General features: G+C 47.7%; 29 protein-coding genes. 7 read left to right on the top strand and 22 right to left on the bottom strand.

Features of this window, described 5'->3' with window-relative positions; all coding sequences use genetic code 11:
* Window positions 1-21 precede the first annotated feature (21 nt).
* Both MTR82_RS03950 and MTR82_RS03945 read left to right on the top strand, forming a co-directional pair.
* Entirely contained in the window at window positions 22-2337 is a 2316-nt protein-coding gene (locus MTR82_RS03950; RefSeq protein ID WP_246807838.1) for an MMPL family transporter, read from the top strand.
* Between the two features lie 146 nt (window positions 2338-2483).
* Window positions 2484-2939, top strand: a complete 456-nt coding sequence (locus tag MTR82_RS03945) for a YehR family lipoprotein (RefSeq protein WP_246807837.1) — start codon at window positions 2484-2486, stop codon at window positions 2937-2939.
* A gap of 106 nt (window positions 2940-3045) precedes the next feature.
* Here MTR82_RS03945 and MTR82_RS03940 read toward each other — a convergent pair whose 3' ends face one another.
* The 14 genes from MTR82_RS03940 to MTR82_RS03875 all read right to left on the bottom strand — a co-directional run bounded on the left by MTR82_RS03940 (window position 3046) and on the right by MTR82_RS03875 (window position 13755).
* Entirely contained in the window at window positions 3046-3702 is a 657-nt protein-coding gene (locus tag MTR82_RS03940; protein WP_246807836.1) for a zf-HC2 domain-containing protein, read from the bottom strand.
* Window positions 3689-4183 (bottom strand): RNA polymerase sigma factor, encoded by a 495-nt coding sequence (locus tag MTR82_RS03935; protein ID WP_246807835.1) that lies wholly within the window; start codon window positions 4181-4183, stop codon window positions 3689-3691. The genes MTR82_RS03940 and MTR82_RS03935 overlap by 14 nt, the downstream gene beginning before the upstream one ends.
* Before the next feature lie 122 nt (window positions 4184-4305).
* Window positions 4306-4524 carry a hypothetical protein gene (locus tag MTR82_RS03930; protein ID WP_246807834.1) on the bottom strand — a complete coding sequence of 73 codons (219 nt, stop codon included), beginning with the start codon at window positions 4522-4524 and terminating at the stop codon, window positions 4306-4308.
* A 57-nt stretch (window positions 4525-4581) separates the two neighbouring features.
* On the bottom strand, window positions 4582-5037 hold the full coding sequence (gene yiaA / locus MTR82_RS03925; RefSeq protein WP_246807833.1) for an inner membrane protein YiaA: 456 nt from the start codon (window positions 5035-5037) through the stop codon (window positions 4582-4584).
* A 155-nt stretch (window positions 5038-5192) separates the two neighbouring features.
* On the bottom strand, window positions 5193-5543 hold the full coding sequence (locus MTR82_RS03920; RefSeq protein ID WP_246807832.1) for a hypothetical protein: 351 nt from the start codon (window positions 5541-5543) through the stop codon (window positions 5193-5195).
* 134 nt (window positions 5544-5677) lie between these two features.
* Window positions 5678-6277: a DUF2812 domain-containing protein gene (locus MTR82_RS03915; protein WP_246807831.1), complete on the bottom strand. Its 600-nt coding sequence runs from the start codon at window positions 6275-6277 to the stop codon at window positions 5678-5680.
* Complete coding sequence (locus tag MTR82_RS03910; protein ID WP_052649958.1) at window positions 6264-6587, bottom strand: PadR family transcriptional regulator; 324 nt, start codon at window positions 6585-6587, stop codon at window positions 6264-6266. The genes MTR82_RS03915 and MTR82_RS03910 overlap by 14 nt, the downstream gene beginning before the upstream one ends.
* Window positions 6588-6704: 117 nt before the next feature.
* Window positions 6705-7307: a flavin reductase family protein gene (locus tag MTR82_RS03905; RefSeq protein WP_246807830.1), complete on the bottom strand. Its 603-nt coding sequence runs from the start codon at window positions 7305-7307 to the stop codon at window positions 6705-6707.
* A gap of 33 nt (window positions 7308-7340) precedes the next feature.
* Window positions 7341-8585: an MFS transporter gene (locus tag MTR82_RS03900; RefSeq protein ID WP_246807829.1), complete on the bottom strand. Its 1245-nt coding sequence runs from the start codon at window positions 8583-8585 to the stop codon at window positions 7341-7343.
* Between the two features lie 46 nt (window positions 8586-8631).
* Window positions 8632-10134, bottom strand: a complete 1503-nt coding sequence (locus MTR82_RS03895; RefSeq protein ID WP_246807828.1) for a sodium:solute symporter family protein — start codon at window positions 10132-10134, stop codon at window positions 8632-8634.
* On the bottom strand, window positions 10127-10387 hold the full coding sequence (locus tag MTR82_RS03890; protein WP_246807827.1) for a hypothetical protein: 261 nt from the start codon (window positions 10385-10387) through the stop codon (window positions 10127-10129). The genes MTR82_RS03895 and MTR82_RS03890 overlap by 8 nt, the downstream gene beginning before the upstream one ends.
* Window positions 10388-10445: 58 nt before the next feature.
* Complete coding sequence (gene leuD / locus MTR82_RS03885; protein WP_246807826.1) at window positions 10446-11048, bottom strand: 3-isopropylmalate dehydratase small subunit; 603 nt, start codon at window positions 11046-11048, stop codon at window positions 10446-10448.
* 3 nt (window positions 11049-11051) lie between these two features.
* Entirely contained in the window at window positions 11052-12470 is a 1419-nt protein-coding gene (gene leuC / locus MTR82_RS03880; protein WP_246807825.1) for a 3-isopropylmalate dehydratase large subunit, read from the bottom strand.
* 19 nt (window positions 12471-12489) lie between these two features.
* The gene (locus MTR82_RS03875) at window positions 12490-13755 is read right to left on the bottom strand and encodes a CaiB/BaiF CoA transferase family protein (RefSeq protein WP_246807824.1); all 1266 of its coding nucleotides are present in this window, start codon (window positions 13753-13755) and stop codon (window positions 12490-12492) included.
* Between the two features lie 299 nt (window positions 13756-14054).
* On the opposite strand from MTR82_RS03875, the gene MTR82_RS03870 reads away from it, so the two are divergent.
* Window positions 14055-14732, top strand: coding sequence for a GntR family transcriptional regulator (locus MTR82_RS03870; protein ID WP_052649945.1), 678 nt, complete (start codon window positions 14055-14057; stop codon window positions 14730-14732).
* Window positions 14725-15600: a hydroxymethylglutaryl-CoA lyase gene (locus MTR82_RS03865; protein ID WP_246807823.1), complete on the top strand. Its 876-nt coding sequence runs from the start codon at window positions 14725-14727 to the stop codon at window positions 15598-15600. The genes MTR82_RS03870 and MTR82_RS03865 overlap by 8 nt, the downstream gene beginning before the upstream one ends.
* A 73-nt stretch (window positions 15601-15673) precedes the next feature.
* On the opposite strand, the gene MTR82_RS03860 is transcribed toward MTR82_RS03865, so the two are convergent.
* From MTR82_RS03860 to MTR82_RS03850, 3 genes are all read right to left on the bottom strand, one after another.
* Window positions 15674-16648 carry a 2-hydroxyacid dehydrogenase gene (locus tag MTR82_RS03860; RefSeq protein ID WP_246807821.1) on the bottom strand — a complete coding sequence of 325 codons (975 nt, stop codon included), beginning with the start codon at window positions 16646-16648 and terminating at the stop codon, window positions 15674-15676.
* A 34-nt stretch (window positions 16649-16682) separates the two neighbouring features.
* Window positions 16683-16985 (bottom strand): TIGR04104 family putative zinc finger protein, encoded by a 303-nt coding sequence (locus MTR82_RS03855; RefSeq protein ID WP_246807820.1) that lies wholly within the window; start codon window positions 16983-16985, stop codon window positions 16683-16685.
* A gap of 66 nt (window positions 16986-17051) precedes the next feature.
* The gene (locus MTR82_RS03850; protein ID WP_246807818.1) at window positions 17052-18080 is read right to left on the bottom strand and encodes an aldose epimerase family protein; all 1029 of its coding nucleotides are present in this window, start codon (window positions 18078-18080) and stop codon (window positions 17052-17054) included.
* A gap of 141 nt (window positions 18081-18221) precedes the next feature.
* Between MTR82_RS03850 and MTR82_RS03845 the strand changes: the two genes are divergently transcribed.
* Together MTR82_RS03845 and MTR82_RS03840 are read left to right on the top strand one after the other, a co-directional pair.
* Window positions 18222-18617: an SRPBCC domain-containing protein gene (locus tag MTR82_RS03845; protein ID WP_246807816.1), complete on the top strand. Its 396-nt coding sequence runs from the start codon at window positions 18222-18224 to the stop codon at window positions 18615-18617.
* 175 nt (window positions 18618-18792) lie between these two features.
* Window positions 18793-18978, top strand: coding sequence for a hypothetical protein (locus MTR82_RS03840; protein WP_052649934.1), 186 nt, complete (start codon window positions 18793-18795; stop codon window positions 18976-18978).
* A gap of 66 nt (window positions 18979-19044) precedes the next feature.
* Here the strand turns inward: MTR82_RS03840 and MTR82_RS03835 are convergent, their stop codons facing one another.
* A complete protein-coding gene (locus tag MTR82_RS03835) occupies window positions 19045-19821 on the bottom strand; it encodes a membrane lipoprotein lipid attachment site-containing protein (RefSeq protein WP_246807814.1) in 777 nt (258 codons plus the stop codon).
* Between the two features lie 79 nt (window positions 19822-19900).
* Window positions 19901-20884 (bottom strand): M23 family metallopeptidase, encoded by a 984-nt coding sequence (locus MTR82_RS03830; protein ID WP_246807813.1) that lies wholly within the window; start codon window positions 20882-20884, stop codon window positions 19901-19903.
* Window positions 20885-21066: 182 nt separating this feature from the next.
* Between MTR82_RS03830 and MTR82_RS03825 the strand changes: the two genes are divergently transcribed.
* A complete protein-coding gene (locus MTR82_RS03825; RefSeq protein ID WP_246807812.1) occupies window positions 21067-21357 on the top strand; it encodes a hypothetical protein in 291 nt (96 codons plus the stop codon).
* Between the two features lie 114 nt (window positions 21358-21471).
* On the opposite strand, the gene MTR82_RS03820 is transcribed toward MTR82_RS03825, so the two are convergent.
* The 3 genes from MTR82_RS03820 to MTR82_RS03810 form a co-directional block, all read right to left on the bottom strand.
* Window positions 21472-21933, bottom strand: coding sequence for a GNAT family N-acetyltransferase (locus MTR82_RS03820; protein WP_246807811.1), 462 nt, complete (start codon window positions 21931-21933; stop codon window positions 21472-21474).
* A 213-nt stretch (window positions 21934-22146) separates the two neighbouring features.
* On the bottom strand, window positions 22147-22299 hold the full coding sequence (locus tag MTR82_RS03815) for an RNA polymerase sigma factor (RefSeq protein WP_246807809.1): 153 nt from the start codon (window positions 22297-22299) through the stop codon (window positions 22147-22149).
* Window positions 22300-22614: 315 nt separating this feature from the next.
* Window positions 22615-23022 carry a cytidine deaminase gene (locus MTR82_RS03810; protein ID WP_341801983.1) on the bottom strand — a complete coding sequence of 136 codons (408 nt, stop codon included), beginning with the start codon at window positions 23020-23022 and terminating at the stop codon, window positions 22615-22617.
* Between the last annotated feature and the right edge of the window lie 149 nt (window positions 23023-23171).

Here is a 23171-nt window from a genome sequence, read left to right as displayed (position 1 = left end):
AGAAAGAACGGAGTTGCACACGTGTCGAGATTTTTTTACAGCATCGGAAAAACAGCATACAGCAAGCCTTGGCTTTTCATTGCCGGCTGGCTGCTCATTTTAGGAATCATCATCACCGCCATCGCAGTGAATGGCGTGAGCACAAGCAGTGAAACTAGAATTGACGGGACCGCCGCACAGGACGTGCTGGACGAGCTTGCAGAAGAATACCCGGCGGCATCAGGCGGCCAGGGCAGCTACCTTTTTGAAGTGCCCGAAGGACAGGCCATTGACGATCCTGCAAACGCACAGGCGCTGGCCATGGCGGTCAACGAAATTTACGGATTGGACCATGTCGTGAATCCGATGGAGATGCTTCAGGACCCGGAAGCCATGGCGCAGATGCAGGAATTGCAGGGCATGTTGAGCCAGCTGCAGACGCCTGAAGCCGCTCACCGTCCCCTCGTCATCCAGGATATGCCGGTTCCCGGTGTCCAGATTTCCGAGGACGGAACCATTGCGTTATTCCAGTTCCAACTTACGAAAACCGTAGAAGATTTAAGCGAAACAGAACGCGAAGAGCTGGCTGATGCAGCGGATATCGCTGAAGAAGGCTCTTCCATCACGGTCATCCCGACCGGTACGCTGCAAGGGGTCGATATTCCGATCGGCGGCACGCACGAAATCATCGGTTTGGCAATCGCCGGCATCATTCTTGTTGTCACACTCGGCTCATTGATCGCTGCCGGTTTGCCGCTCGTCGTCGCTTTGATCGGCGTCGGCGTCGGTGTCGGCGGCACGTTCGCATTGTCGAATCTGTTTGAGATCAACAGTTTGACTCCGGTACTGGCCCTTATGATCGGGTTAGCCGTCGGAATCGACTATGCCTTGTTCATCGTTAACCGCCAGCGCAATCTGATCATGTCGAAGAACCTAACCGCAAAAGAAGCAGCGGCACGGGCAACCGGGACAGCAGGCAGCGCAGTCTTCTTTGCCGGCCTGACGGTCATCATCGCGCTCAGCGGATTATTGGTCATCGGAATCGGCTTCCTGAGCAGCATGGCGCTTGTCGCTGCACTCACCGTTTTAATCGACGTACTTGTCGCTTTGACGCTCCTTCCGGCATTGCTCGGATTGATCGGCGAACGAATCGTTTCGAAGAAAACAAGAAACAAACAACAGACAGCAGCCTCTTCCAAACCAAGCTTTGCGCAAGGATGGATCACCGGCCTTCTGAAAGCTAAATGGGTAGCGGTTTTGCTGGTCATTGCAGTTCTTGGAACGCTCGCGGTTCCGGTTGCACAGATGAACCTGGGCATGCCGTCCGGCGCCAGCTCCAACAAAGATACGCCGGCGAGACAAAGCTATGACATTATTTCAGACAGCTTCGGAGAAGGCTTTAACGGACCGCTCCTCGTCGTTGCCAAAGACAAAGACGCAAATCCGGTGGATCCGCAGGAATATTTCCAGCTGCTGTCCAACATTTCACAGCAGGAAGCCATAGCGGAAGTTTCCCCGGGCGGATTTAGCGAAGACGGCACCATTGCCATCATCTCCATCATTCCGAAAAACGGTCCGACGGATGAAGCAACCAAAGAATTGGTTGAAGACCTTCGGACAGATGCAGCGACTACTGAAAACACGAACACGGAAATCGGCGTGACCGGATTGACGGCCATCAATATCGACATTTCCGAGAAACTGGCCGAAGTGTTCCCGATCTATATTGCGATCATCGTCGTCTTGTCTCTCGTGATCTTGCTTGTCGTCTTCCGCTCGATCCTCATCCCGATCAAAGCGACAGCAGGCTTCCTGCTCAGCATCATGGCGACATTCGGCGCAACGACTGCCGTGTTCCAGTGGGGCTGGCTCGGTTCCATATTCGGAATCGATACGGGCGGCCCGCTCTTGAGCTTTATCCCGATTATGGTGACGGGCATTCTGTACGGCCTCGCCATGGACTATCAAGTATTCCTTGTTTCTTCTATGCGTGAAGCTTATATCCACGGCGAAAAAGGCGACCACGCCATCGTCAACGGCTACAAGACCGCAAGCAAAGTGGTCGTGGCCGCAGCCTTGATCATGGTCTCGGTGTTCTCCGGCTTCATTTTCACGGACGACATCATGATCAAACAGATCGGCTTCGCCTTGGCCTTCGGCATTCTGGTCGATGCCTTCCTGATCCGGATGATTTTCGTGCCGGCTGTCATGTCGATGTTCGGCGACAAAATCTGGTGGCTGCCGAAATGGCTGGATAAGATTTTGCCGGACCTGGATATTGAAGGAGAAAAACTGCTCCAGGAACTGGAACAGGAAGAAAAAGCGAAAACGAATACCGTTCAAGAAAATCTTCTATAAAGAACTTTCAAACTGCCGGGAAATTTCCCGGCAGTTTTTTTGTTGGCAGCGGCCGTCCGTTTAACTTTTTGGGGAGAGTGGTATGGTTAAAAATGTAATACATATTCTAAAAATGGGAAAAATACGACGGAATAAGGGGTGCACGGATGAAAAAGTTTAAAGGGGCAATCGGGCTGCTGGCCTTAACGCTGTTCTTAGCTGCATGCGGCGGAGAAGAGGCATCGACCCGGACATTTGAAATGGAGAATAACGGCATCGTAACGACGATGGTCTACACCACAGAAGGCGACAAAGTGACCAAGCAATCGACGGAAAACCTGATTCAGTACGATTTAGCCGGAATCGAATCGAAAGAGCAGGCACAGGAGCTGTTTGATCCGTTGATCGGGGAATTCCAAGGCATCGAAGGCATCACGCATCAAATGGAATACGAGGAAGATCAGGCAGTGGAAACAATGGAAATCGATTATGAAACAGTCGATTTTGACGAAATCGAAAATTTGCCGGGGATGTCTTTTAGCGATGACCCGAAAGACAACGGTGTCAGCATGGAAAAATCCCTTGAAATCCTGGAAAGCCAAGGCTTTAAAGAAGTGGAATAACAAACTGGAATCGGCAAACAAAATAGGAAGAGCAAAAGCAGTGTTTGGGCTTTTTCTCTTCCTATTTTTCAGTTCTGCTAAATCGGTCTCCCGAACCAGCCTGATCCTACTTTTCCCAAATCAAGTCAGCGCGCTTTAGAACGGACTCCCATGAATCTTCGCCTTCTGTTATATCTTCTATGTCGTAATGAGCGTAATAAACTGCATCAACTTTTTCGCTTTCGACAATGTTAAAAGTGTATCCATTTTCGTTAGACGTTTTCTCGGTGTTGATCAAGTTGCGGCTTGGTCCGTCCACCATGGTTTTCGTATAGTAGATAAAGCTGACATTTTTGCTTTCCCCGTCCACTTCAAGGAGCATTGGGTGGGTTTCATAAACTGTCGCATAGCTCTTGCCGTAGTAACGGGCAACCAATTCGCCGCCTTCGCCTTCGATCTGAACGAGATCCCCCGAATACGGAATGACGCTTTCATAATACAACGCGTATGAAAATACCCCTGCTAAGAGAATGGCGGTAGTTAACACGGAAGCCAGGGAAATCATCCATTTTTTATTGCGCCATTTTCTGCGGATGGTTTGGAGCGGTGCGGCATTGTTTTCCGCTGGCAGGATCAGGTCGCGCTTCATCGACTCAAGTTCCTGTTGGCAGCTTAGGCAATGCTGCAAATGGTCTTCCACCATTTCTTTTGTATCCGGGCCGATTACCTCGTCAACATAGAGAGGCAGTATATCTTGGATGATTGTGCATTTAACTTCTTTCACGGTCCATCTCCTCCATGTATTTTCTAATTTGTTTTCGGGCTCTGTGAAAAGTCACGCGCGCCCAGCCTGCACTTTTTCCAAATAGAATTCCGATTTTCTCAAATGGCAGTTCGCCGAACGTCCGCAAGGAAAATACTTCTTTGTACGGCTCTTCCATCGTGTGAAGAAATTGATGGACGATAAACGCGTCGTCCTTATCCATTAAGTGCTTCACTAGGTGAATTCCTGTGTTTGGTTCTTCGATTCCTTCTAAGTCGACCTGCCTTTTCTGGTTTTTGTAATGCGAAAAGTATGTATTTTTAGCAATAGCAAAAAGCCATACTCGAATATCCTGGGATCCATCAAACCGTTCAATGGCCTTTAAGGCCTTAAAAAAAGTCTCTTGCGTCATTTCTTCCGCCACTTTTTCATTGCGGCTGAATGATCGGATGTACAAAAAAACTTCTTTAAAATAGCGGCGATAGATTTCCTCAAAGTCCATCCCCTTTTCACCCCCTCGTTTATACAACTCCCGAATCCGGATTTTGTTACAACTTTTTTACCTTTTTTTGAATCGCTTCATTTCGGTGGAATAAAAGAATCCGCAAAAAAAAGAGTCGGCCCTTATGAGCGACTCCTTTCTTCTTTATGTTTTTTCCTATGTACGTACCGCCAACTGTAATAGATCACCCAACCAAGCAAAACAATTACCGGACCGAAATATTGGTAGCCGTAGTCCGTGTACCAGACAACTAATAGAGCTGCAATTATGCACGGCAGCATGATATAGCACCATGCCCGAAATTCGATGTTCCGGAAACTCATTTCAAATCGTTCACCCATCTTGTTCACCCCGCTTTGATGAAAAACGCCTAACCATCGAAACAGTTAGGCGTTTGTTTATTTATCCTGATTCGCTTCTTCCGTGTCCCGGACGTTCTTCTGCACCGTGACGACTGCGAATAAACTCAAGACGAACGAAATGCCGTAAAAGCCTTTTTCGCTCAAAATGATGCTTCCCGCGTTGAACAAGCCGATGGCCATAAGGGCAATTGCGGCAATCAGCGCGAACCAGCTGATGCCGTAATACAAGTTCGTAACCCGGATGCCTTCATCGCGGTCCCTAACAGCTTTCTGCAGCGAAACTGCCGAATAGAGCCCGAGAATCAATAACGCAATGTAATAACCTTTTTCATTCAGTTCCATAGAGGCGTTATATAATCCGATCAAATACGATGACGCACCGATCAGTAGCGCTCCCCACGCAGCCCCTTTGAATGCGCCTGTCGGTTCCCCGAGCCTGCGCGGCGTTCTTGGCTTTTCCGCAAACACTTCTTCGTCTTTATCCCCTAACATATACTTGACCCCTTTCCTTTAAAGCTTATGCACTTAGAAAAATCCACCAATTTATTTTCTCTTCTTCCATTTTCTCCCCTGTGAATGGTTCTATTTTATCACAGTTAGACAATTCAAATAACTACCCGGCCGAGAATATTTTCAGCAACGCCGGATCATTCTTTCTCGCGCGTTTCTGTTTTCAAATCTTGATACAGCGAACCCAGCAGATTGAGTGCAAACACCGGAATTAAGAAATCTCTATCGCTTGCGAAACTTGGGCTCAAATAATGGTCGAATACAATTGTCCCGGTCAATACCAAAAGGAAGAGCGCGCTTAGGATCATGAAAACAGACTTGCTTATCGATATGTAATTTTTTCGCAGCTGGACAATCAGGTATACGGCCGCGAAAGCCACTAACAGCAAGCGTGTCGCTACTAAAAATTCGTATCCCCAGTAAAATGTAAGGAGCAAAAACCCTAGAAGCAAGATATCCAATATAATCGAAACTGCGTTTTGTATCATGGGAATCTCCTTTTCCTGCCTTTTCTTTCATTATAGAGCATTTTACAGAATTCTCCTTTTTTATTTTATTGATTCCACATCAATAAAAAAAGAGGAAAGCCAAGCTTTCCTCCTCGCATCCAAATCGATTGAATTTACGTCGTCTTATCCAATTCTTTCGCTTTTTTGTGGTATTTCGAATATACCAGGATAAACGCGATCCCCCAGCCCAGCAGCAGCCAGGGCATCCCGAATCTCATCAAGGCAAAAGGCGTTTCGAAAAGAAAAGCGGACAGAAATTCGCTTCCTTCCTTCTCCCATAGCCCCGGAGTCAAATAGGCGCCTTTTAAACTCTTCGAATAGGAGCCGTTGTTCAAAACCGAAAAGGCGATGACCAAGAGAACGAAGCCAATCGAACCGTAATACTCGAGCAGCCGGCGCAGATACGCTTTTTGCGATGCGTGGTCTGAAAACAGTTCGTCTCTTCCATCAGCCGGCTTCAGCCAGTAGTGCAGCCAATTGCCGCCAAGGTGCTGCCAGCCGTAGTCTTCATACAACTCGATGTAGCGTTTTTTGGCATCGCTTGTCCGAAACGTCGGGTAGTCAATGCGGATGACTTGTTCTGCAGAAGCCGTTTTTTCGAAATCGTAGATTCCCCAGGCGCTGACGTGCTTGCACAACCATCCTTTTTTCACCATGCCGTTCAACCAATCTTCTTCTTTTTGGATATCCATGAATAATTTAAACTTTTTCATGATGCGGTCTCCCTTCATAAAGAGAAAGAATATGCTGCAGCCGTGCTTGTTCAATCGCCAAAATCTCCATGCCTTCATCCGTAATCCGGTAGACTTTTCGCCTCGAGTCTTCCCCAGGCAAAAGTTCGATCAATTGGTATTTCAACAGATTTTCAATTGCCCCGTACAACGTGCCAGCCGCAATTCGGACCTGCCCATTGCTCATCTCTTCCACTTCTTGCATAATGGCATATCCGTGAAGGGGTTCTCTGACGGCCAATAAAATATAATGCATCGTTTCCGTTAACGGAAGCAGTTTATGCCTTTTCATTTTCCCATCTCCTATACAGTTCAACTATATAGTTCCATTATATACAGTCTAACTATATAGGTCAACTGTATATAAAAAAGACCCTCGAAAAGAGGGCCTCCTGCAAGCGAAAATCTTTTATTTTTCCCTTGGCAAACTGAAAAATCCATACATTTCGCTGTATTGATGCGCGATGCGGCCGAGCGGCTTCAATTTGTCGAGGTCGACTTTGTAATTGCCGAGGTAGTATTCGTCCTTGATGTGATAGTGGACGACTTTTCCGAGGATGAGATGGTCGCTGCCGAGTTCGATGATGCGGTCGAGTTCCAGCTCGAACGAAATCGGTGCTTCCCCGACGCGCGGAACGGAAACCGACGTGCTCGCAACCGGCGTCACGCCAGCCGCTGCAAACTCATCCACATCCTTCGGAAAGTTTTTGGCGCTTTCGTGCATTTCATTGGCGAGGTCCATATTGACGATGTTGATGACGTATTGCTTTTGCTGCCGGATATTCTCAAGCGTATCTTTGACCGTGCCCAGGCGTTCGCCGACTCCCGGCCCGATGGAGATGCACAGCATCGGCGGGTTTCTTGAGGCCACGGTAAAAAAGCTGAACGGTGCGAGGTTCAGCTCCCCTTCTGCATCCATACTGGAAACCCAGGCAATCGGCCGCGGAACGACCGAACCTGACATCAGTTTATAGGCTTGCTGCGTATCAATTTTTCGTAAGTCGATATCCATTTGAATTCCTCCCAGACCAATCTTTCGTTGCAATCAATTATCTAGCCGCATTTCTTTTTTAACAATGGACATGGCGGTTATTAATAACGCTACCACTACTGCCAGCATTCCTGCAAGAAACAGCCAGCCGAATGTAAAAGTCCCTGTTTTATCAACGATATAGCCAAATAGTGGCGGTCCGACGATGACCCCCCATGAGCCGAGTGTCAGACTGAAGCCGCTCGCAATTCCCGCGCGCTCGATCGGCACCAGTTCTGTCGCCGCGTTCATCCAGATGCCATTAAAGCCGGAAATGCAGAAACCAAACAGAATTGTAATCGGCACCATCACCCAAAACGGGGTGCCGACCGGAAGCTGGCTGATCGCGATGGACATGAGAATTGATATAGCGGCGATAATGACCAAGACGATGATTCGCTTCCCTTTAAAAAGATTATCACTGATCATTCCCCAAGCAACCCGGCCAAACGACCCGCTGACTTCTGAAATGACCAGCAGCATTCCCGCAAGGACCAGCGAAATTCCGAGATGTTCATAAGCGAACAAGACAATATACGTGTTTAAAATGAGCTGGCTGCCGCTTAATCCCATTGCTGCAATGCTGACGAGCAGAAGCGGCTTCTCTTTGAACATTTGAAGGATTGAAGCAAATAGCCTTGCCGGCTTCTCACTAGTTACCCCATTTTTTTCAGGAGGATCGTGATAGAAACGGTAGGCAAGCAGTCCAGTGAAGATCAATAATCCACAGGCCATGAGTAAAACTGGCCGCCAGCCCCAAGCAACCGCTGCTGGCAGCATCAGTAGCGCTGCAAGTGCCGAGCCAAGGGTGACGCCCATCTGTTTAATCCCCATCGCTGTTCCCCGCTTTTCTGAAAACCAGTGAAGAATGCCTTTATTCGATGTCGGATGCATCGTTCCATAGCCCATTCCGCCGAGCACCACCATGAACAGTACAATCGCATACAGTGAAGTAACTGTCATCAGGATAAAAGATAAGCCGAGGCACAGGGACAAAAGAAAGAGCAGCTTTTTTGAACCGATCCGGTCGACGATAAAGCCGGCCGGAATCGATACGAAAGACTGCCCTAAAAATAATGCTGCCGGAAGCATGCCAATCTGCGCTTTTGTTAAACTCAGGTCTTCTCCGATCAGCACTCCGAGCGGCGCAAGGCTTCTGCCGACGAAAGCCACCATGATTTGGGCAATCAGCAGCCAGGTCAGCATGCGCCACGGGTTGATATTCACTATTGAGTTATTTTGTAAAATGGTTTTATCCATGTAAGTTCATCTCTTTTACTGACATAAAGCAAGCGGCTGCCCTGTTTTATGCCAAGTCGATTTTCTTCAGTTCTTCTTTTTCCTCTTCTGTCGCTTCAACTGTTACTAGATACGATCCAACGACTGCAATCAAAAAGTTCGCTGCCAGGCCGATGACGCCGCCATGGACGCCAAATACCGTTTTGTGTCCGGTCCAAGTCAGGACGCCCGCAATCACTGCCCCTGCAAGCATTCCCCAGAATACCGGCTGCGCAGCCATGCGTTTCCAGTAAAGCCCTAAGACAAATGCCGGGAATACTTGAACGAGCAATTCGAATTTCAGGACAAAAATTTCATACAGGGTCGCCGGCGGATACCAGGCAATCCATAAAAGCACACCGACAGCCAGGACGCCGGTCACTTTTCCGACCATCACTTTTTTGCGCTCCGGGGCGTTCGGATTGATGAAGCGGCTGTAGATATCATTGGAAACAATCGATGAAAAGCTCAGCAGCACAGAATCGGCTGTTGATACAATAGCGGCAACAATCGCCCCGAAGAAGATGATCATCACCCAATAGAAGAAGCCGTTGATGCCGGCAATTTCATTGGCCATCAGCCCGACTAATTGTTCCGACCCAGCTTCGTTCAAATTCGGAATCAGTGCAATCCCTAAAATCCCGATGACAAATACCAATCCTGTCGTAATCGGCGGCATCCAAGCCATGCGTGAGAATGAACGCTTCAATGTACGCTCACTTTCTGCCGCGAAGATCCGCTGGACCGCATGCGGATAAATGGCAGCGCCAAATCCGACCAGGAGAATCATACTTAGCCAGTTGACGGAAGTCATCATTTCCGGCACCCCGAGCTTCGCCGGTTCCGTATTCGCTATAAATTCCGTGGCGGAAGTGAAGTTCCCTCCGACAAGGTAGAGCGCGCCCCCGAGGAACACCACAATCCCGACCATCAGCACCAAACCTTGCATGACATCTGTGAAAGCAACCGCTTTCATGCCGCCGAGCCATTCATAGATCAGCATGACAAGGACGAAAGCAATAACAGCCACTTGATAAGGAATCGTGCCTCCAGTTAAACTTGAAGCCGCTTGGCCAATGGCCACCAGCTGTTCAAGCAAGTAGTTGCCAAGCCCCCATAGCATCAGCAGAACTGCCAGAATCGTTACCGCTTTCGATTTGAAACGGTAAGTGATCCAGTCAGCCGGTGTGATGAAGTTGAGTTTTTTCGATACGACATAAAGCCGCGGTGCAAACAATAAATAAACACCGATAATAATCGTCATAAACGTAATGGACTGCAGCCAGGCAAAACCGGTGCGATAAGCCGTTGGCGCATAGCCGATAATTGTATTTCCGCTATATTGCGTTGCGTACAAAGTGAAGAACAATGCAACGAATCCAAGATTTTTCCCAGCCAGGTAATAGTTGCTCATGTTGTCATGAAGCGTCTTATCGCCTCGGCCGGAGAAATACCCGATGACCAGCATAATGACGGCATAGGCAGATAAAATCAGAACTCCATCTATGCCCGCAAAGGTTAAATCAGTCATTCAGCTCCCCCCTTTTCTCTGCCTCTTCGGCGTCTTCCACAATATTCCACTGCTTCAGTGTCGCCCAGCTCAAGTAGCCGCATAAAAGCAGTGAAAATCCAATAATGATCCATGCCCAGTACGGAATCCCCAAAATCAGGGGTTCATATGATCCAGCCGGCATATACCAAGGGACATTGCCCAGCACGATCAAGACCAATACAATCCAGATCCATTTTTTGCGGATCGGCTCTTTGATTGATTTATTGTCCATATAAAAGCTCCTTTTTGTAAATGCTGTTATTTTTGCTGCTCAGTAGACCGGCCGCTTGTCACCTTGAATAATAAATTTTATGAGTGCGTTCAAAATCAGCGATTTGGGTTTCAAATTGGATAGTCGCTGAGATTTCGTCCAAACCTTTCAGTAGCATTTCACGCCTGTATTCATCCACTTCGAATTCTCTCTCATAGCCTTGGCTGTCCATGATCCGCTGCTGCTCCAGATTTATGGTCAGCTTATAGCCTGGATTTTCAGCTGTCTTGCTGAAAAGCCCTTCTACCTCTTCTGCTGGCAGCTGCAGCGGAAGAATCCCATTCTTAAAGCAATTGTTATAGAAGATATCTGCAAATGACGGCGCAATGATCACACGAAAACCAAAATCCTCGATCGCCCACGGAGCATGTTCACGGGAAGAACCGCAGCCGAAATTTTCACGCGTCAAGAGAACACTCGCGTTACGGTAGGGTTCCTGGTTCAATAGAAACTCCGGATTTTCCTGTTCTTCACTCGTGTAGCGCCAGTCATAAAACAGGAACTCTCCATAGCCGCTCCTTTCAATGCGCTTCAGGAATTGCTTCGGAATGATGGCATCGGTGTCAATATTGGCACGGTCAAGCGGAGCCACTATGCCTTGATGGGTTTTAAAAGCTTCCATAGGTTACACACCCTCCCCGATTTTGATCGGCCATTGCCGGACGTCCACAAAACGGCCCTCGATCGCCGCAGCTGCCGCCATCGATGGACTGACCAAATGCGACTTTGAATCTCTTCCCTGGCGCCCTTCAAAATTGCGGTTCGATGTCGACGCGACGCGGTCGCCGGGCTTTGCGATATCCGGGTTCATTCCGAGGCACATGCTGCACCCTGCTTCGCGCCATTCAAATCCAGCATCGGTAAAGATTTTCGCAAGCCCTTCCGATTCCGCCTGCTGCTTCACAAACTGGGAACCCGGAACCACCAGCGCTCGAACCTCCTCTGCCACTTGGTAGCCGTTCACGACTTTCGCCGCTTCTCTGAGATCCTGGATTCGGCCGTTCGTACAGGAGCCGATAAAGACCGTATTGATTTCGATGTCTTTGATCGCCGTTCCTGGAGCCAGGTCCATATAAGCAAGGGCGCTTTCCACCATTCGGCGTTTTTCTTCCGGCACATCCTCCGGCCCTGGAACCGCGGCATTCACGCTTGCTACTAGCCCTGGATTGGTTCCCCAAGTGACTTGCGGCTCAATCACCGAACAATTAAAGTCGACGATCCGGTCAAACTGGGCATCTTTATCGCTCTTAAGTTCTCTCCAGTCTTCCAGTGCCTCCTGCCATTCTTCGCCTTTAGGCGCGTATTCTTTCCCTTCCAAATACTTGAAAGTCGTTTCGTCCGGTGCTATCAGCCCGGCTCTGGCCCCAATTTCAATGGACATATTGCAGACCGTCATCCGTTCTTCCATCGTTAAGTTGCGAATCGCTTCTCCCCGATATTCCAGCACATAGCCCGTAGCAAAATCATGTCCGTACTGCCCAATCAATGCGAGGATCAAATCTTTCGCTGTCACCCCGATCGGCAGTTCTCCGTTAAAATTGACGGCCATTGTCTTCGATTTGTATTGCTTCAATGTCTGGGTCGCAAGCACATGCTCGACTTCGCTCGTACCGATGCCAAAAGCAAGCGTTCCGAAAGCCCCGTGGGTCGCCGTATGGCTGTCTCCGCAGACTATGGTCTGGCCTGGCTGCGTCAAGCCCAGCTCCGGTGCGATGATATGGACAATCCCTTGTTTTGTGCTAAAGAGATCGAAAAGTTCGATGCCGAAATCCTGGCAGTTTTTCCGCAAGGCTTCCACTTGTTTTGCGGCAATTTTATCTTCAAATGGAAGGCTGCGGTCTGTCGTTGGAATTGCATGGTCCATTGTTGCCAGCGTCCGGTCGGGCCGGCGCACTTGGCGGTTTGCGAGACGCAAGCCATCAAAGGCCTGCGGCGATGTCACTTCATGAATCAGGTGAAGATCGATGTAAATGATGTCCGGCTGATCTTCCTGCTCCACCACGATATGGCGGTCCCAAATTTTCTCGTAAAGCGTTTTGCCCATAACGGCTCCCTTCTTTCACTTAAATGATTTGGTTATCCTTTAATTCTTTCAATTTATCTTCATCGAAATTCAGGAGTTTTCCGTAAACGGCTGCATTGTCTTTGCCAATGGTTTCTGCCCCGACATGCTGGACTTTCCCCGGCGTCCGGCTGAGCTTCGGAACGACGCCCGGCATTGGGAATTCACCGAGAACCGGGTGCTCTGTTTTGATGATCATGTCCCGTGCTGCATAATGCGGATCTTCGACGATGTCTTTAGCCGAATAAATGCGGCCAGATGGCACACCTTTTTCACTAAGCAGTTCAAGCACCTCTGCTGTATCCTGCGTCTTCGTCCAATCTTCGATCAATTGATCCAATTCCGTCATGTGTTCGCTTCGCGCGTGATGCGTGCGGTAGCGCGGGTCTTCGAATAGCTCCGGACGCCCCATCGCTTCACATAGACGTTTGAAGACGCCGTCTGCATTGGCCCCGATGACGATATACGTTCCTTCTTTCGTCAAATAAATATTCGAAGGGGCAACGCCTGGCAAGATATTGCCCATGCGTTCACGCACATAGCCGGCTAAAAGATAATCCGGCACCGTACTTTCCATGACCGAGAAAACCGATTCGTAAATGGCTGTGTCAACCATTTGCCCTTTTCCGGAAAAATGGCGCTCATTCAAAGCGGTCAGCGTTCCGATCGTCGCAAACAGCGCAGCAAGTGTATCACCGATTGATACACCGATTCGCGAAGGGGCACGGTCTGGGAAGCCCGTCACGTGGCGTATGCCGCCCATCGCTTCCCCGACGCTCCCGAATCCTGCCCGTTTGCGGTATGGACCCGTTTGGCCATAGCCGGAAGTTCTGGTCATAATAATTTTCGGATTGATTTCGGATAGTGTTTCATAGGAGAGATTCCACTTTTCCATCGTTCCTGGCCGGAAATTTTCGATGATGATATCTGCTTCCTTGACCAATTCCTTAAAAATCTCCTGCCCTTCTTCTGTCCGGAGATTCAACGTCACAGATTTCTTGTTGCGGGATTGGATCGGCCACCATAGCCCTTCCCCATCTTTTTGCTGGCCCCATTGCCTCATTGGGTCCGCTTTGTCCGGTGCTTCAATCTTAATAATTTCAGCACCGAAATCGCCGAGCATCCGGCCAGTGAAAGGTCCGGCCAGCAGCGTCCCTAGCTCAAGGACGCGAATCCCTTCTAATGGTGTTCTTTCCTGCTGTTCATCCAAAGTGGCGGTTCCCAGATTCGCATTTTCATACACGGCTTCTTCGTTTTCAATTTTCATTTATTGCACCTCCAGGTTTATTTCAATAAGTGGAAACGCTTTCTCAATTATTTAGAAAGCAGAACATTTTTTAATTGCCTGTACCTTCTATAAATCGAAGACCCTTGAAATTTAATTTTTCAAACAATTAGCAATTGATAAAAAAATATCACACTGTATACAATGAGTCAACACGTTTTCTGATATTTATTAAGAATTCCTCTAATTCCATTGAATTTATAACCAATTTTTAAAATTTAAAATAATTCATTTGATTTAAAATATCCTATTGTATACAATAAGTTCGAGGTGAAGGAATTATGAATCCATATAACGCCATCAAAAATGCCATTATTATTGGCGAATATGAGCCTGGAACACGCTTGACGGAAGAAGCTTTAGCCGAATCGCTTCAAGTAAGCCGCACCCCGATCCGTGATGCCATCAAACAATTGGAGTCCGACGGCCTGATTATTCCCTATAAACGAAGAGGCTATATCGTCAAGGAATTTTCCATTAAGGATATTCGTCAAATCTATAATCTCCGCGCATTGCTCGAAAGCCACGGGGCCAGCGAAGCTGCACTGAACCGCACCGATGAGGAACTTGAACGGATGCGCGAAAAAAATACAGCTTATGAACAAGCCATCACCAAACTTGAGCGATCCGATATTGAAACCATTAAGAATATCCAGCAAGCGAATCAGGATTTCCATGAAGAAATCTTCAAAGCTGCCAAAAATGAACACTTGAGAGCCCATATTGCCAAGCTTGTCGTGGTGCCTATTATTTTCCGTTCATTTTATTGGTATAACGAACGGCAATTACTGCGTTCATTGGAAGTCCATAAAACGATTCTAAAAGCCATTGAAAACCAGGAGCCGGAACGGGCAAAAATCGCGATGCAGGAACATATTTACCAGGGACGCGATGACGTTCTCATCCAATTGAACAAACCGCAAATCCATCTATGGAAAGGGGAAGCAATAAATGATTGAAATCTGTGAAGTCGGGCCCCGTGATGGCCTGCAAAATGAAAAAAAGCCGATCAGCACCGACCAGAAAGTGGAAATGATTACGCGCCTCATTGATGCGGGCATCAAGAAAATCGAAGCGGTATCTTTTGTAAATCCGAAAGTCGTCCCGCAAATGGCCGATGCGGAGGAAGTGATGAAACGGGTTCCTCGTGTAGATGGCGTGAAGTATGCAGGCTTGATCCTCAATTATTCCGGTATGGAACGGGCAATGAAAACCGATGTAGACATCTTTCATATCGTCACCACTACGAGCGACGCGTTCAATTTGAAGAACGCCCGGAAAACCGTCGATCAAAATGTCGCCGAGCATATTACAGTGATCCAGGAAGCAGTCGCTGCGAAAAAGCCTGTCACCGGTGTTCTCGGAACAGCATTTGGCTGCCCCTATTCAGGAGAAGTGCCAGTCGACCGTGTACTCGAAATTTCTGAAGCCTTCGTGAAAGCTGGCGCTTCCGAAATTGTTCTGGCGGATACGACAGGGCTTGCCAATCCCGTTCAGGTCGCAGAAGTCGTCAATCGCTTCCAACGCCATTACGGAGACGACATCAAACTCGGCCTCCATTTCCATAACACCCGCGGGCTCGGGCTCGCAAATGTCCTAGCAGGCTACCAGGCTGGAATCCGCCGCTTCGATTCGTCCATCGCAGGGCTTGGCGGCTGTCCATTCGCCCCAAAAGCGGTCGGCAACGTCTGTACGGAAGACATGGTCAATATGTTTGCTGGCATGGGCGTCGACACCGGCACCGACCTTCAAAAGCTGATTGAAACTGCACTTTGGATGGAAGAACAGATGGAGAAGCGGTTGGATGGCATGGTGATGAAAGTCTAGCCATTATTTACATGCATTAAAAAAGCCAGCTGCAAGAGGATTTGACCCCTGCAGCTGGCTTTTCACTTTAATTTTAAGTCTTCAACTCTTTCATCACATTCTCCGGAACTTTCCCAGTTACACCCGCTACTAAATTCTCGGCCGCCTTCATGACCATCGCTTCGCGGGTTTTCGCAGTCGCTGAGCCGATGTGCGGAAGCGCAGTCACTTGCTTCATCTTCAAAAGCGGATTATCGGAATCGACCGGCTCCTTTTCAAAGACGTCGAGCGCCGCTCCCGCAATCTCACCGGACTTCAACGCTTCGATCAAAGCAGACTCATCGACCACTGCCCCTCTTGCCGCATTGATCAAGTAAGCGGAAGATTTCATGCGCCGGAATTGGTCCCGGCTTAGCATGTGGCGGGTCGAATCGGTGAGCGGAACGATCAAGACAACAAAATCGGATTTCGAAAGCAGTTCGTCCAGCTCACTGTATCGCATGCCGTATTTTTCGTCAAGGTCAGGCTTCGGCGTTGTCGCGTGGTAAAGGACGTTCATCTCAAAGCCGAAGACTGCTCGCCGTGCGATCTTTTCGCCAATGCGCCCCATCCCGACAATACCCAGCGTTGCATGGTGCACATCCGTGCCGAAAAGCTCCTCCGCTTTTGTGTCTTTATTCCACTGCCCTTGTTTTACGTAGTTATTCAACTCCGGCACTCTTCTCGCGGCAGACAAGATCAGCGCGAGAACCAAATCGGCTACGGTTTCATCCAAAACAAATGGCGTATGGGTGCCGATGACGGCAAATTCCTTCATGGCATCCAGATCAAATGAGTCGTAGCCGACCGCCGTGTTGCTGATAACTTTCAAATTCGGCAGCTGCGAAAGAAAGTCCCGCGTCACAGCGGCGTTCTGCACAAGCAAGCCGTCCACCTTATTTGCTTCCTCGAGCAGAATATGGTTCGGAATCTTCTCAGGATTCTTCCAGATTTTATAGTCGCAATGCTTCGCTATGTAAGCTTCCACTTCCGGCGAAACCGGTCTGGCAATAAAAACTTTCGGCTTCATTCGGCTTCCTCCCCTCTAAATTCCAGTGCAAGACTCACCATAACGGTTCGTCTTTGCTGGTCAACTCCATCTTAAATGGGTAAAACACCAGCGTTGCCGCAAATAGAACAGCTGCCAGCATGATATACACCGGAATGCTTAAATCAAACAGCAAATTGCTGAAAATCAGGATCAGTAAAGGCGGGATGCTGTATGCGCTCGATTGCTTCCGGCTCTTGGACGTCACATACTGGATTTCGCCGCAATGAGGACATTCCATTCCTTTATTGAGTTTGATGTATTTCTGGAAGGCGTTCTTCCAACTCCATTGCTGTCCGCAATTTTGGCATGTCGGCACGGTCTTCCCCTCCTCTGTTCTGAAATTCTTCTTCGTTTTATATACGGTTCACCCAAAAAGAAGTTCCTAGTTTTTAAAACGGAATGTCGTGTTTGCCTCAAACGCCTCGCCCGCATCCAGCAAAATCGCTTCCGGATTCCCCGGTGCAATTTGCGTTTCCAGGCAGATGCCGAGATGCCGTTCGGACTTGCGTTCTTTCAGCTGGATGCCGCCGTCCAGATTATTGCCCGAAAAGAAAATCACTGCCGGCCGGTCGGTTTTCACTTCCATCACCCTCCCGCTTTCGGGATCTTCGAGTTTCATTTTCGACAGGCCTGCCCCGTTCAATAAAAACGGATGGTCGTAGCCGTCGCCCACCATTTCGATTTGCGGATGCGTTGACGAAATGCCGTCAGCTATCGTTCGGCCCGTCCGAAAATCAAATACTGAATCCTCTACATTAAGCGCATTACCTGTAGGAATAAGGGAAGAATCCAGTTCAACAAATTGCTCACTCTCCATCGTCAGCACATGATCTAAAGCATTCCGCTTCAATCCGCCGCTTAAATTAAAATACGAATGGTTCGTTAAATTGACCGCTGTCTTTTTGTCAGACACAGCCCGGTAGCGGATCGCCAATTCGCTGTTTTCGTTCACGGCATAGATCACTTCGGCTTCAAGCCGTCCCGGAAAGCCCTGCTCGCCGTCTCCACTGGTATAGGTAAAAATAATACGCACTTCACTGTCGTCGACTTCTGCCCGGCCTTCCCAAACCTTCCGGTGAAATCCTTCAGGGCCTCCGTGAAGCGTATTGCCTCCGTCATTTTCCGGCAGTTTAAAGGATTCGCCGTCGATTAGAAGCTCCGCATGCTGGATGCGTCCCGCTACCCGCCCCACGATAACGCCAAGAAAAGCCGGGTCATTTATGTATTCTTCCAGCGTTTCATAGCCCAATACCACATTTTCTATGGTGCCGAACTGATCCGGTACCCGGATTTCCTGAATTGCGCAGCCCCATTCAAGGAAAGTCGCTTCCATGCCCTTTGAATTGCTGACAGTAAATGACTTCACCGTTTTTCCGCCGACCATGCCAATTGCTTTCTCTTCCACTTTCATTTTCCATTCCCCCTGGATGTCTATTTCTTTCATTCTTTCATTTTCTTCCTTGGGTTACAACTGCCGGCAGGATTCTTTTGCCTGAAAGTTGAAAATAATAGGGAGATTCGATACGATGTAAAGAAATGGGAGGTCCTTCCGATGAATGTTGATCAACGTTCTGTCTTTATCGATGCCGATTTGGATACCGTCTGGAAAGCCTTGACGATTGATGGAAGCTTTTCCACTTGGTACGCACCCGGTTCTGAATGGACAATTCCACGCTTAGAAGCCGGGGAAAAAGCCGTTTTCACATTAATACCGAATGAACACAACCAATTGGAGGAAGGCGAACACGTCGAAATGATCTTCACGATTGAAGAAGTCATTCCGAACAGCCGCTTCTCCTATTCTTCTGACGTGGACGGGCTGAAATTCGTCTTTGATCTTTCGCCCGAAGAAGATGGGACGCGCGTCCACATCAATATGGACGGATTCGAACTGAGCCTCGCGAACCTTAAAGCGTTTGCGGAAGGCCGGGAATTGCCGAACCGTTAATAAACAGAGTTGTCTCAAAAGCAGTTTGGGACAACTCTGTTTGTTTTGTTGGCTAAATGGGCTCGGTTGAAATTTCATTCCATTAACTGACTATTGAAACTTTTTTCCAATTCATCCGTATACTAACTATTAACTGAACTGAACAAACGTTAAATACATGAAGGAGGAGATGAATATGCATTGGATGATGTGGTTATTTTGGGGATCTCTAGCGGCAATCTTCTTAGTGGCTTTTCTCGTGGATAAAGTGACACGCGGGAAATACACTCCGTATAAATCGGAGAATACACTAAACCAGAATTCGGCAGAGGCTGAGGCCCGACGGCATGCTGGACGAGGCGACAATCAAGGCCCGTTTTAACCGAAAAATGAGCTTGGAAACTTTCCCCCAAGCTCATTTTTGATGTTCATTTTTATTCAATTGGCTTTACTTTTCGATATAAGAACCCATTTCTTCCGGCAGGAATTCTCGGTCCCACGGATACCATAGCCATTGCTTGCCTTCTTTATAAATATGGAACTTTCTTGCGAGGTCTTCGCCATTATGCAAAACAGCTGCATAAATTTCAGGATCCGGCGGATTGGTGATCAGCTCGGGATCTTGCGGTGCATGCTCCCCTGTCAGCATTTTCAAAAACCCCTGCACATTTTCCTCATCTTCCAGCGTATTGAGCAGCTTAGGTGAGCTGGCATTCTCATCGAAGAACGGATCGTAAATTTCAATTTTTTTTATTCCCTCCAGTTTGAGGTCTTTGAAATGCTGCGGATACTTCTCGCTTTTCGCGTTATCCAAGTACAGTCTGTACCCGCTAATTTCCGAAGGGTCTTTCACGGCCAAAAAATCCGGCAGTCCATCTATATGATAAAGTTCGGTGCCCGGCTCCCAGAAAGCTGCATCTCCATTTTTCACTTTATATGAAGTGGAATTGATATTGTCACTGACGTTGAATGCCACTTCCCCCGCTTTTCCGCTGATTTTTTCCGGATCTTCAAGGACAGCAGAGTCTGACGCTAGGTAATGGTTTCCTTCCCATTGGATAAAATCGACCCAATCAACGGTCAGTGCCGGGCCTTCTTCCTGAATCTGCGGCTTGGCATTTACAGCATCCTCTTGCATCTCTTCCAGGGAAGCAGCCGGGGACTCTTCCGCACCGCATGCTGCAAGAAATAGCACCATTAAAATCAGGAGTATTGTCTTTTTCATCGACCATTCCCACTTTCAGCTTTTCAGAGTAGACGTGCAGTTAGCCATTCAGTTACAGGTACGCATAAGCCAAAATCACTTATTTGAAAAGCTGCCTGAGCAGCCTTGGTATGAATAAGAAGAAATCAGACAACGAAAACGCAACTTCCGCTTTATCAAATGCATCCAGTTTCTGCGGTTTCTTTTCCATGACAGCCGCATGAACAGTATCTCCTTGGATCGGCTCCAGGCCGTCTTTAAACCGGATGTTCAACGAAATGCCCTGATCCATTTCCGGTGAATCCATCACTTGAAAGTGGATATGCGCTTCCGATGAATTTCCGGAATTGCCGCATCTCCCTAAAAATTGACCGCATTCCACCTTGTCGCCTTCCCTCACCCCGATTGACCCTCTTTTAAAATGCGCCAGCAAACTGTATTCATTTGGTTCATGTTCCAGCACAATATAATTGCCTGCAGGATTCGACTCATTCATCTCGCCAAGCGGATTGTCCGCAATTCCGTCCACTTTCCTGATGACTTTCCCTTCGGCAGGGGCCACTACTTTTTTGCCGAAAGCGTAATAGTCTTCATTGCGCAATCCCTGGTTGCGGTAGGTCTGGCCATTCTTCAGGACGACTAAATCATATGCGTAGCGCTGCTGTTCGTACGTGTAATGGTAATTAATGAACTCGTTTTTCCCGCCCCAAAACACAAACCAGTCCTCTGCAATCGGCATGATGAATTCAGTCTTGGTGAATTGGTTATCGCTTTTCGGATACGTTATGTAAGGCTTTATGTACATTCCTTGAATTTCGTTGCCCTCGAAAGCGACATTGATCGCCTTTTCCTCCCGGTCGTCCAGCCAGATATATTGCTTAAATCCAGGCATGCTGGTTGCATCCGCCAAGCGATAGCTTTTCACACCTTTGTTAAAGGACTTTGCCAAGTCGATAAAATCCCGAAGGGCAATCGTTTCCCGGAACTCTTTGATGCACTGGCGGTAAATCACGGTAAAATCTTCTGCCAAAAAACGTTCTCCAAATTCCTCCGGTTTGAATCCATTCTTTCTGCCCCTGCCCATAAACACACCCGCTCCTTTCACCGAATAACCGAACCTACCTATCTGTTCTCTTATATACGGTTGAAGATGCAAAAAGTTTCCATCAATTGTAAAAAATATCGAAAATACTTTTAACTTAAACGCAACTTCTTTTCGACAATGGAGTCTCATGAGTAATCCCTTTTCCAGGAAGGAGCACTCCATTGAATTTCTTATTGATCGTCTTTTCTTTCATGAGTTCCATGTTTGTGTCCGGGTTGATGGCCAGCAAGCAGCAGGCCAAAATAAGGATTTTTATTTCAGCTCTCTTAGCTAATACCGCCATTATCGGCATAACTGTTTCAATCATTTGGAACTTGGATCATGAAATGCAGTTGTTCGGTGTCAGTGTCGAAGAAGCTTTTATGCCGTTGCTGGCAATTCCTGCGCTGACATGGTTGAATATGATCTTACTGCCAATGGTGCCGGTAAAAATTTCATCTGAAAATCGCTGAGATAATAAAACCCGCCAGCATTCCGAAAGCGAAGATGATGAATAGTTTTGTTTTTTTGCTCATGCCGTGCTCCTTTCCATTCTACGTTCTGATAGCTCGATGCAATATAGAACTTCATACGACGCTCTTCTTTTTTATTTCCCAGGAAATCATTTCATCCGTTCTCTTTGTTTGCTGCATGCCCGCTTTTTCCAGCACACGGATGGAACCGACATTATCCGGCTCGGTTTCAGCCAGCACTTTTTCCACTTTTCCAGTGTTAAACGCCCATTCAATCAGGCCGTTCACTGTTTCGGTCGCGTAGCCTTTATTCCAATACCGTTCAAGCAGGCCGTAGCCGATTTCGATTTCACGGTTTGCATTCGGCTTGCCTTTGAAGCCGGCATCGCCGACGACCTGTCCGCTCGCTTTCTCGATGACCAGCCAATGCCCCCATGCCAAAAGCTCTGGATCTTCCCGCAATGATTTCAAATACACCATAATTTCAGGTCCATTTTCGTAATATTGCTCTTCCAGCATCTGAAGGTGTTCCGGTTTACACGGAATAATCTTGAGCCGCTGCGTTTCGATTTTCATCACATCGTCTCCTCTATATTTGAAATCGCTCTCGTTTGCGCTTCCTTCCTATTGTTCATTTTAATGTGAATTTTTCGCCATTAACAGAACCTATAGACACAGGAAGAACCGGTAGAGAAGCAAATGTATATTAAATACATTTAAATAATAGTAAAGCTAAGGAAGAGCAAACAGAAAATCAGGGGAGAGGCTCTATTCGTGTTGTACTGCGTATCAATCTTCCCGGGTTCCCGCCAATTCTGCGATGGAATGGATATCAGCTTCCAGAACCACCGCAAGCTTTTCCATCAAATTCTGCTGGTACTTGTTTTTGCGGTAATACTTTTTCAATAGGTTGTTGGCGATGCCGAAGATCCAGATCGACAACGTAGACTCGCCATTAAACGACACAATACTTTTGCACGCCTCATAAACGTATCGTGGCAAAGGTCCTGAGAGGCTGCCCGGTTGCCTGTTTTGGCGTAAAAGAATGCGTAGATTTTCGGTTGGCTTTCTTCATACACCTCTTCAAGCTGTTTCTTGGCTGCCTTCACTTTTCCTGTTCATTGTATTCATACCTTGACGCTTCATTTCGTTACAAACTTTTTGAAATACTTCTTTTCTTAGCCCAAAAAGAAAGGAGCTGTCCCAAAATGCTTTCGGGACAACTCCTTTTCTTGCCTGTATTTGATGGATCAAATCTTACATTTCCAAATCTAAGAAAGCATATGGCAATAACTCTTTTAACTTTAATTCCAATATTTCTTTCTTCTCATTCGTTAAATAAACCGGCATTTCAGGCGAGAAGAACTCCGCCATAACCTGTCTGCAGATGCTGCAAGGCGGAAGGTAGTCTTCCGTGTTCCCCGCTACTGCAATCGCTTCGAAATCACCTTTTTTGTATCCTTGGGCTACAGCTGTGAAGATGGCCGTCCGTTCCGCACAGTTTGTAGCGCCTAGTGAAACATTTTCTACGTTTACCCCGTTGACCACTGTGCCGTCTTTCATCAACAAAGCAGCGCCTACCGGGAATTTCGAGTAGGGAATATATGCTCTTTCTTTCATGCTGCGTGCGCTTTCCATCAATTGTTCTTTATTCATGGTCTCCATCCTTTTCACTAGAAGAATGAACTTTTCACAGTTCCCTTGATGCCAGCATTTAGCTGGCAGGACTATTGATTTTACAGTCTATTGGGAAAATAGTCAATTGCGTATTCAGGCACTCTAAGTGCTATTTTGCACCTAGTTCAAGTCTTACT

It is taken from the genome of Planococcus ruber, from assembly GCF_022819085.1.
Lineage (GTDB): Bacteria > Bacillota > Bacilli > Bacillales_A > Planococcaceae > Planococcus > Planococcus ruber.
The sequence above is the reverse complement of the archived record's forward strand: the minus strand, read 5'-3'. Positions and strand labels throughout refer to the sequence as shown.

Excerpts from the sequence above, each read along its gene's own strand:
- MTR82_RS03865 (WP_246807823.1), top strand. The coding sequence starts at position 14,725 with ATGATTGAAATCTGTGAAGTCGGGCCCCGTGATGGCCTGCAAAATGAA.
- MTR82_RS03910 (WP_052649958.1), bottom strand. The coding sequence starts at position 6,587 with ATGAAAAGGCATAAACTGCTTCCGTTAACGGAAACGATGCATTATATT.
- leuD (WP_246807826.1), bottom strand. The coding sequence starts at position 11,048 with ATGGAAGCTTTTAAAACCCATCAAGGCATAGTGGCTCCGCTTGACCGT.
- MTR82_RS03835 (WP_246807814.1), bottom strand. The coding sequence starts at position 19,821 with ATGAAAAAGACAATACTCCTGATTTTAATGGTGCTATTTCTTGCAGCA.
- MTR82_RS03905 (WP_246807830.1), bottom strand. The coding sequence starts at position 7,307 with ATGGATATCGACTTACGAAAAATTGATACGCAGCAAGCCTATAAACTG.
- MTR82_RS03860 (WP_246807821.1), bottom strand. The coding sequence starts at position 16,648 with ATGAAGCCGAAAGTTTTTATTGCCAGACCGGTTTCGCCGGAAGTGGAA.
- MTR82_RS03845 (WP_246807816.1), top strand. The coding sequence starts at position 18,222 with ATGAATGTTGATCAACGTTCTGTCTTTATCGATGCCGATTTGGATACC.
- MTR82_RS03810 (WP_341801983.1), bottom strand. The coding sequence starts at position 23,022 with ATGGAGACCATGAATAAAGAACAATTGATGGAAAGCGCACGCAGCATG.
- MTR82_RS03820 (WP_246807811.1), bottom strand. The coding sequence starts at position 21,933 with ATGAAAATCGAAACGCAGCGGCTCAAGATTATTCCGTGTAAACCGGAA.
- MTR82_RS03840 (WP_052649934.1), top strand. The coding sequence starts at position 18,793 with ATGCATTGGATGATGTGGTTATTTTGGGGATCTCTAGCGGCAATCTTC.
- MTR82_RS03830 (WP_246807813.1), bottom strand. The coding sequence starts at position 20,884 with ATGGGCAGGGGCAGAAAGAATGGATTCAAACCGGAGGAATTTGGAGAA.
- MTR82_RS03895 (WP_246807828.1), bottom strand. The coding sequence starts at position 10,134 with ATGACTGATTTAACCTTTGCGGGCATAGATGGAGTTCTGATTTTATCT.
- MTR82_RS03920 (WP_246807832.1), bottom strand. The coding sequence starts at position 5,543 with ATGATACAAAACGCAGTTTCGATTATATTGGATATCTTGCTTCTAGGG.
- MTR82_RS03850 (WP_246807818.1), bottom strand. The coding sequence starts at position 18,080 with ATGAAAGTGGAAGAGAAAGCAATTGGCATGGTCGGCGGAAAAACGGTG.
- MTR82_RS03935 (WP_246807835.1), bottom strand. The coding sequence starts at position 4,183 with ATGGACTTTGAGGAAATCTATCGCCGCTATTTTAAAGAAGTTTTTTTG.
- yiaA (WP_246807833.1), bottom strand. The coding sequence starts at position 5,037 with ATGTTAGGGGATAAAGACGAAGAAGTGTTTGCGGAAAAGCCAAGAACG.
- MTR82_RS03875 (WP_246807824.1), bottom strand. The coding sequence starts at position 13,755 with ATGAAAATTGAAAACGAAGAAGCCGTGTATGAAAATGCGAATCTGGGA.
- MTR82_RS03870 (WP_052649945.1), top strand. The coding sequence starts at position 14,055 with ATGAATCCATATAACGCCATCAAAAATGCCATTATTATTGGCGAATAT.
- MTR82_RS03945 (WP_246807837.1), top strand. The coding sequence starts at position 2,484 with ATGAAAAAGTTTAAAGGGGCAATCGGGCTGCTGGCCTTAACGCTGTTC.
- MTR82_RS03890 (WP_246807827.1), bottom strand. The coding sequence starts at position 10,387 with ATGGACAATAAATCAATCAAAGAGCCGATCCGCAAAAAATGGATCTGG.
- MTR82_RS03930 (WP_246807834.1), bottom strand. The coding sequence starts at position 4,524 with ATGGGTGAACGATTTGAAATGAGTTTCCGGAACATCGAATTTCGGGCA.
- MTR82_RS03900 (WP_246807829.1), bottom strand. The coding sequence starts at position 8,585 with ATGGATAAAACCATTTTACAAAATAACTCAATAGTGAATATCAACCCG.
- leuC (WP_246807825.1), bottom strand. The coding sequence starts at position 12,470 with ATGGGCAAAACGCTTTACGAGAAAATTTGGGACCGCCATATCGTGGTG.
- MTR82_RS03915 (WP_246807831.1), bottom strand. The coding sequence starts at position 6,277 with ATGAAAAAGTTTAAATTATTCATGGATATCCAAAAAGAAGAAGATTGG.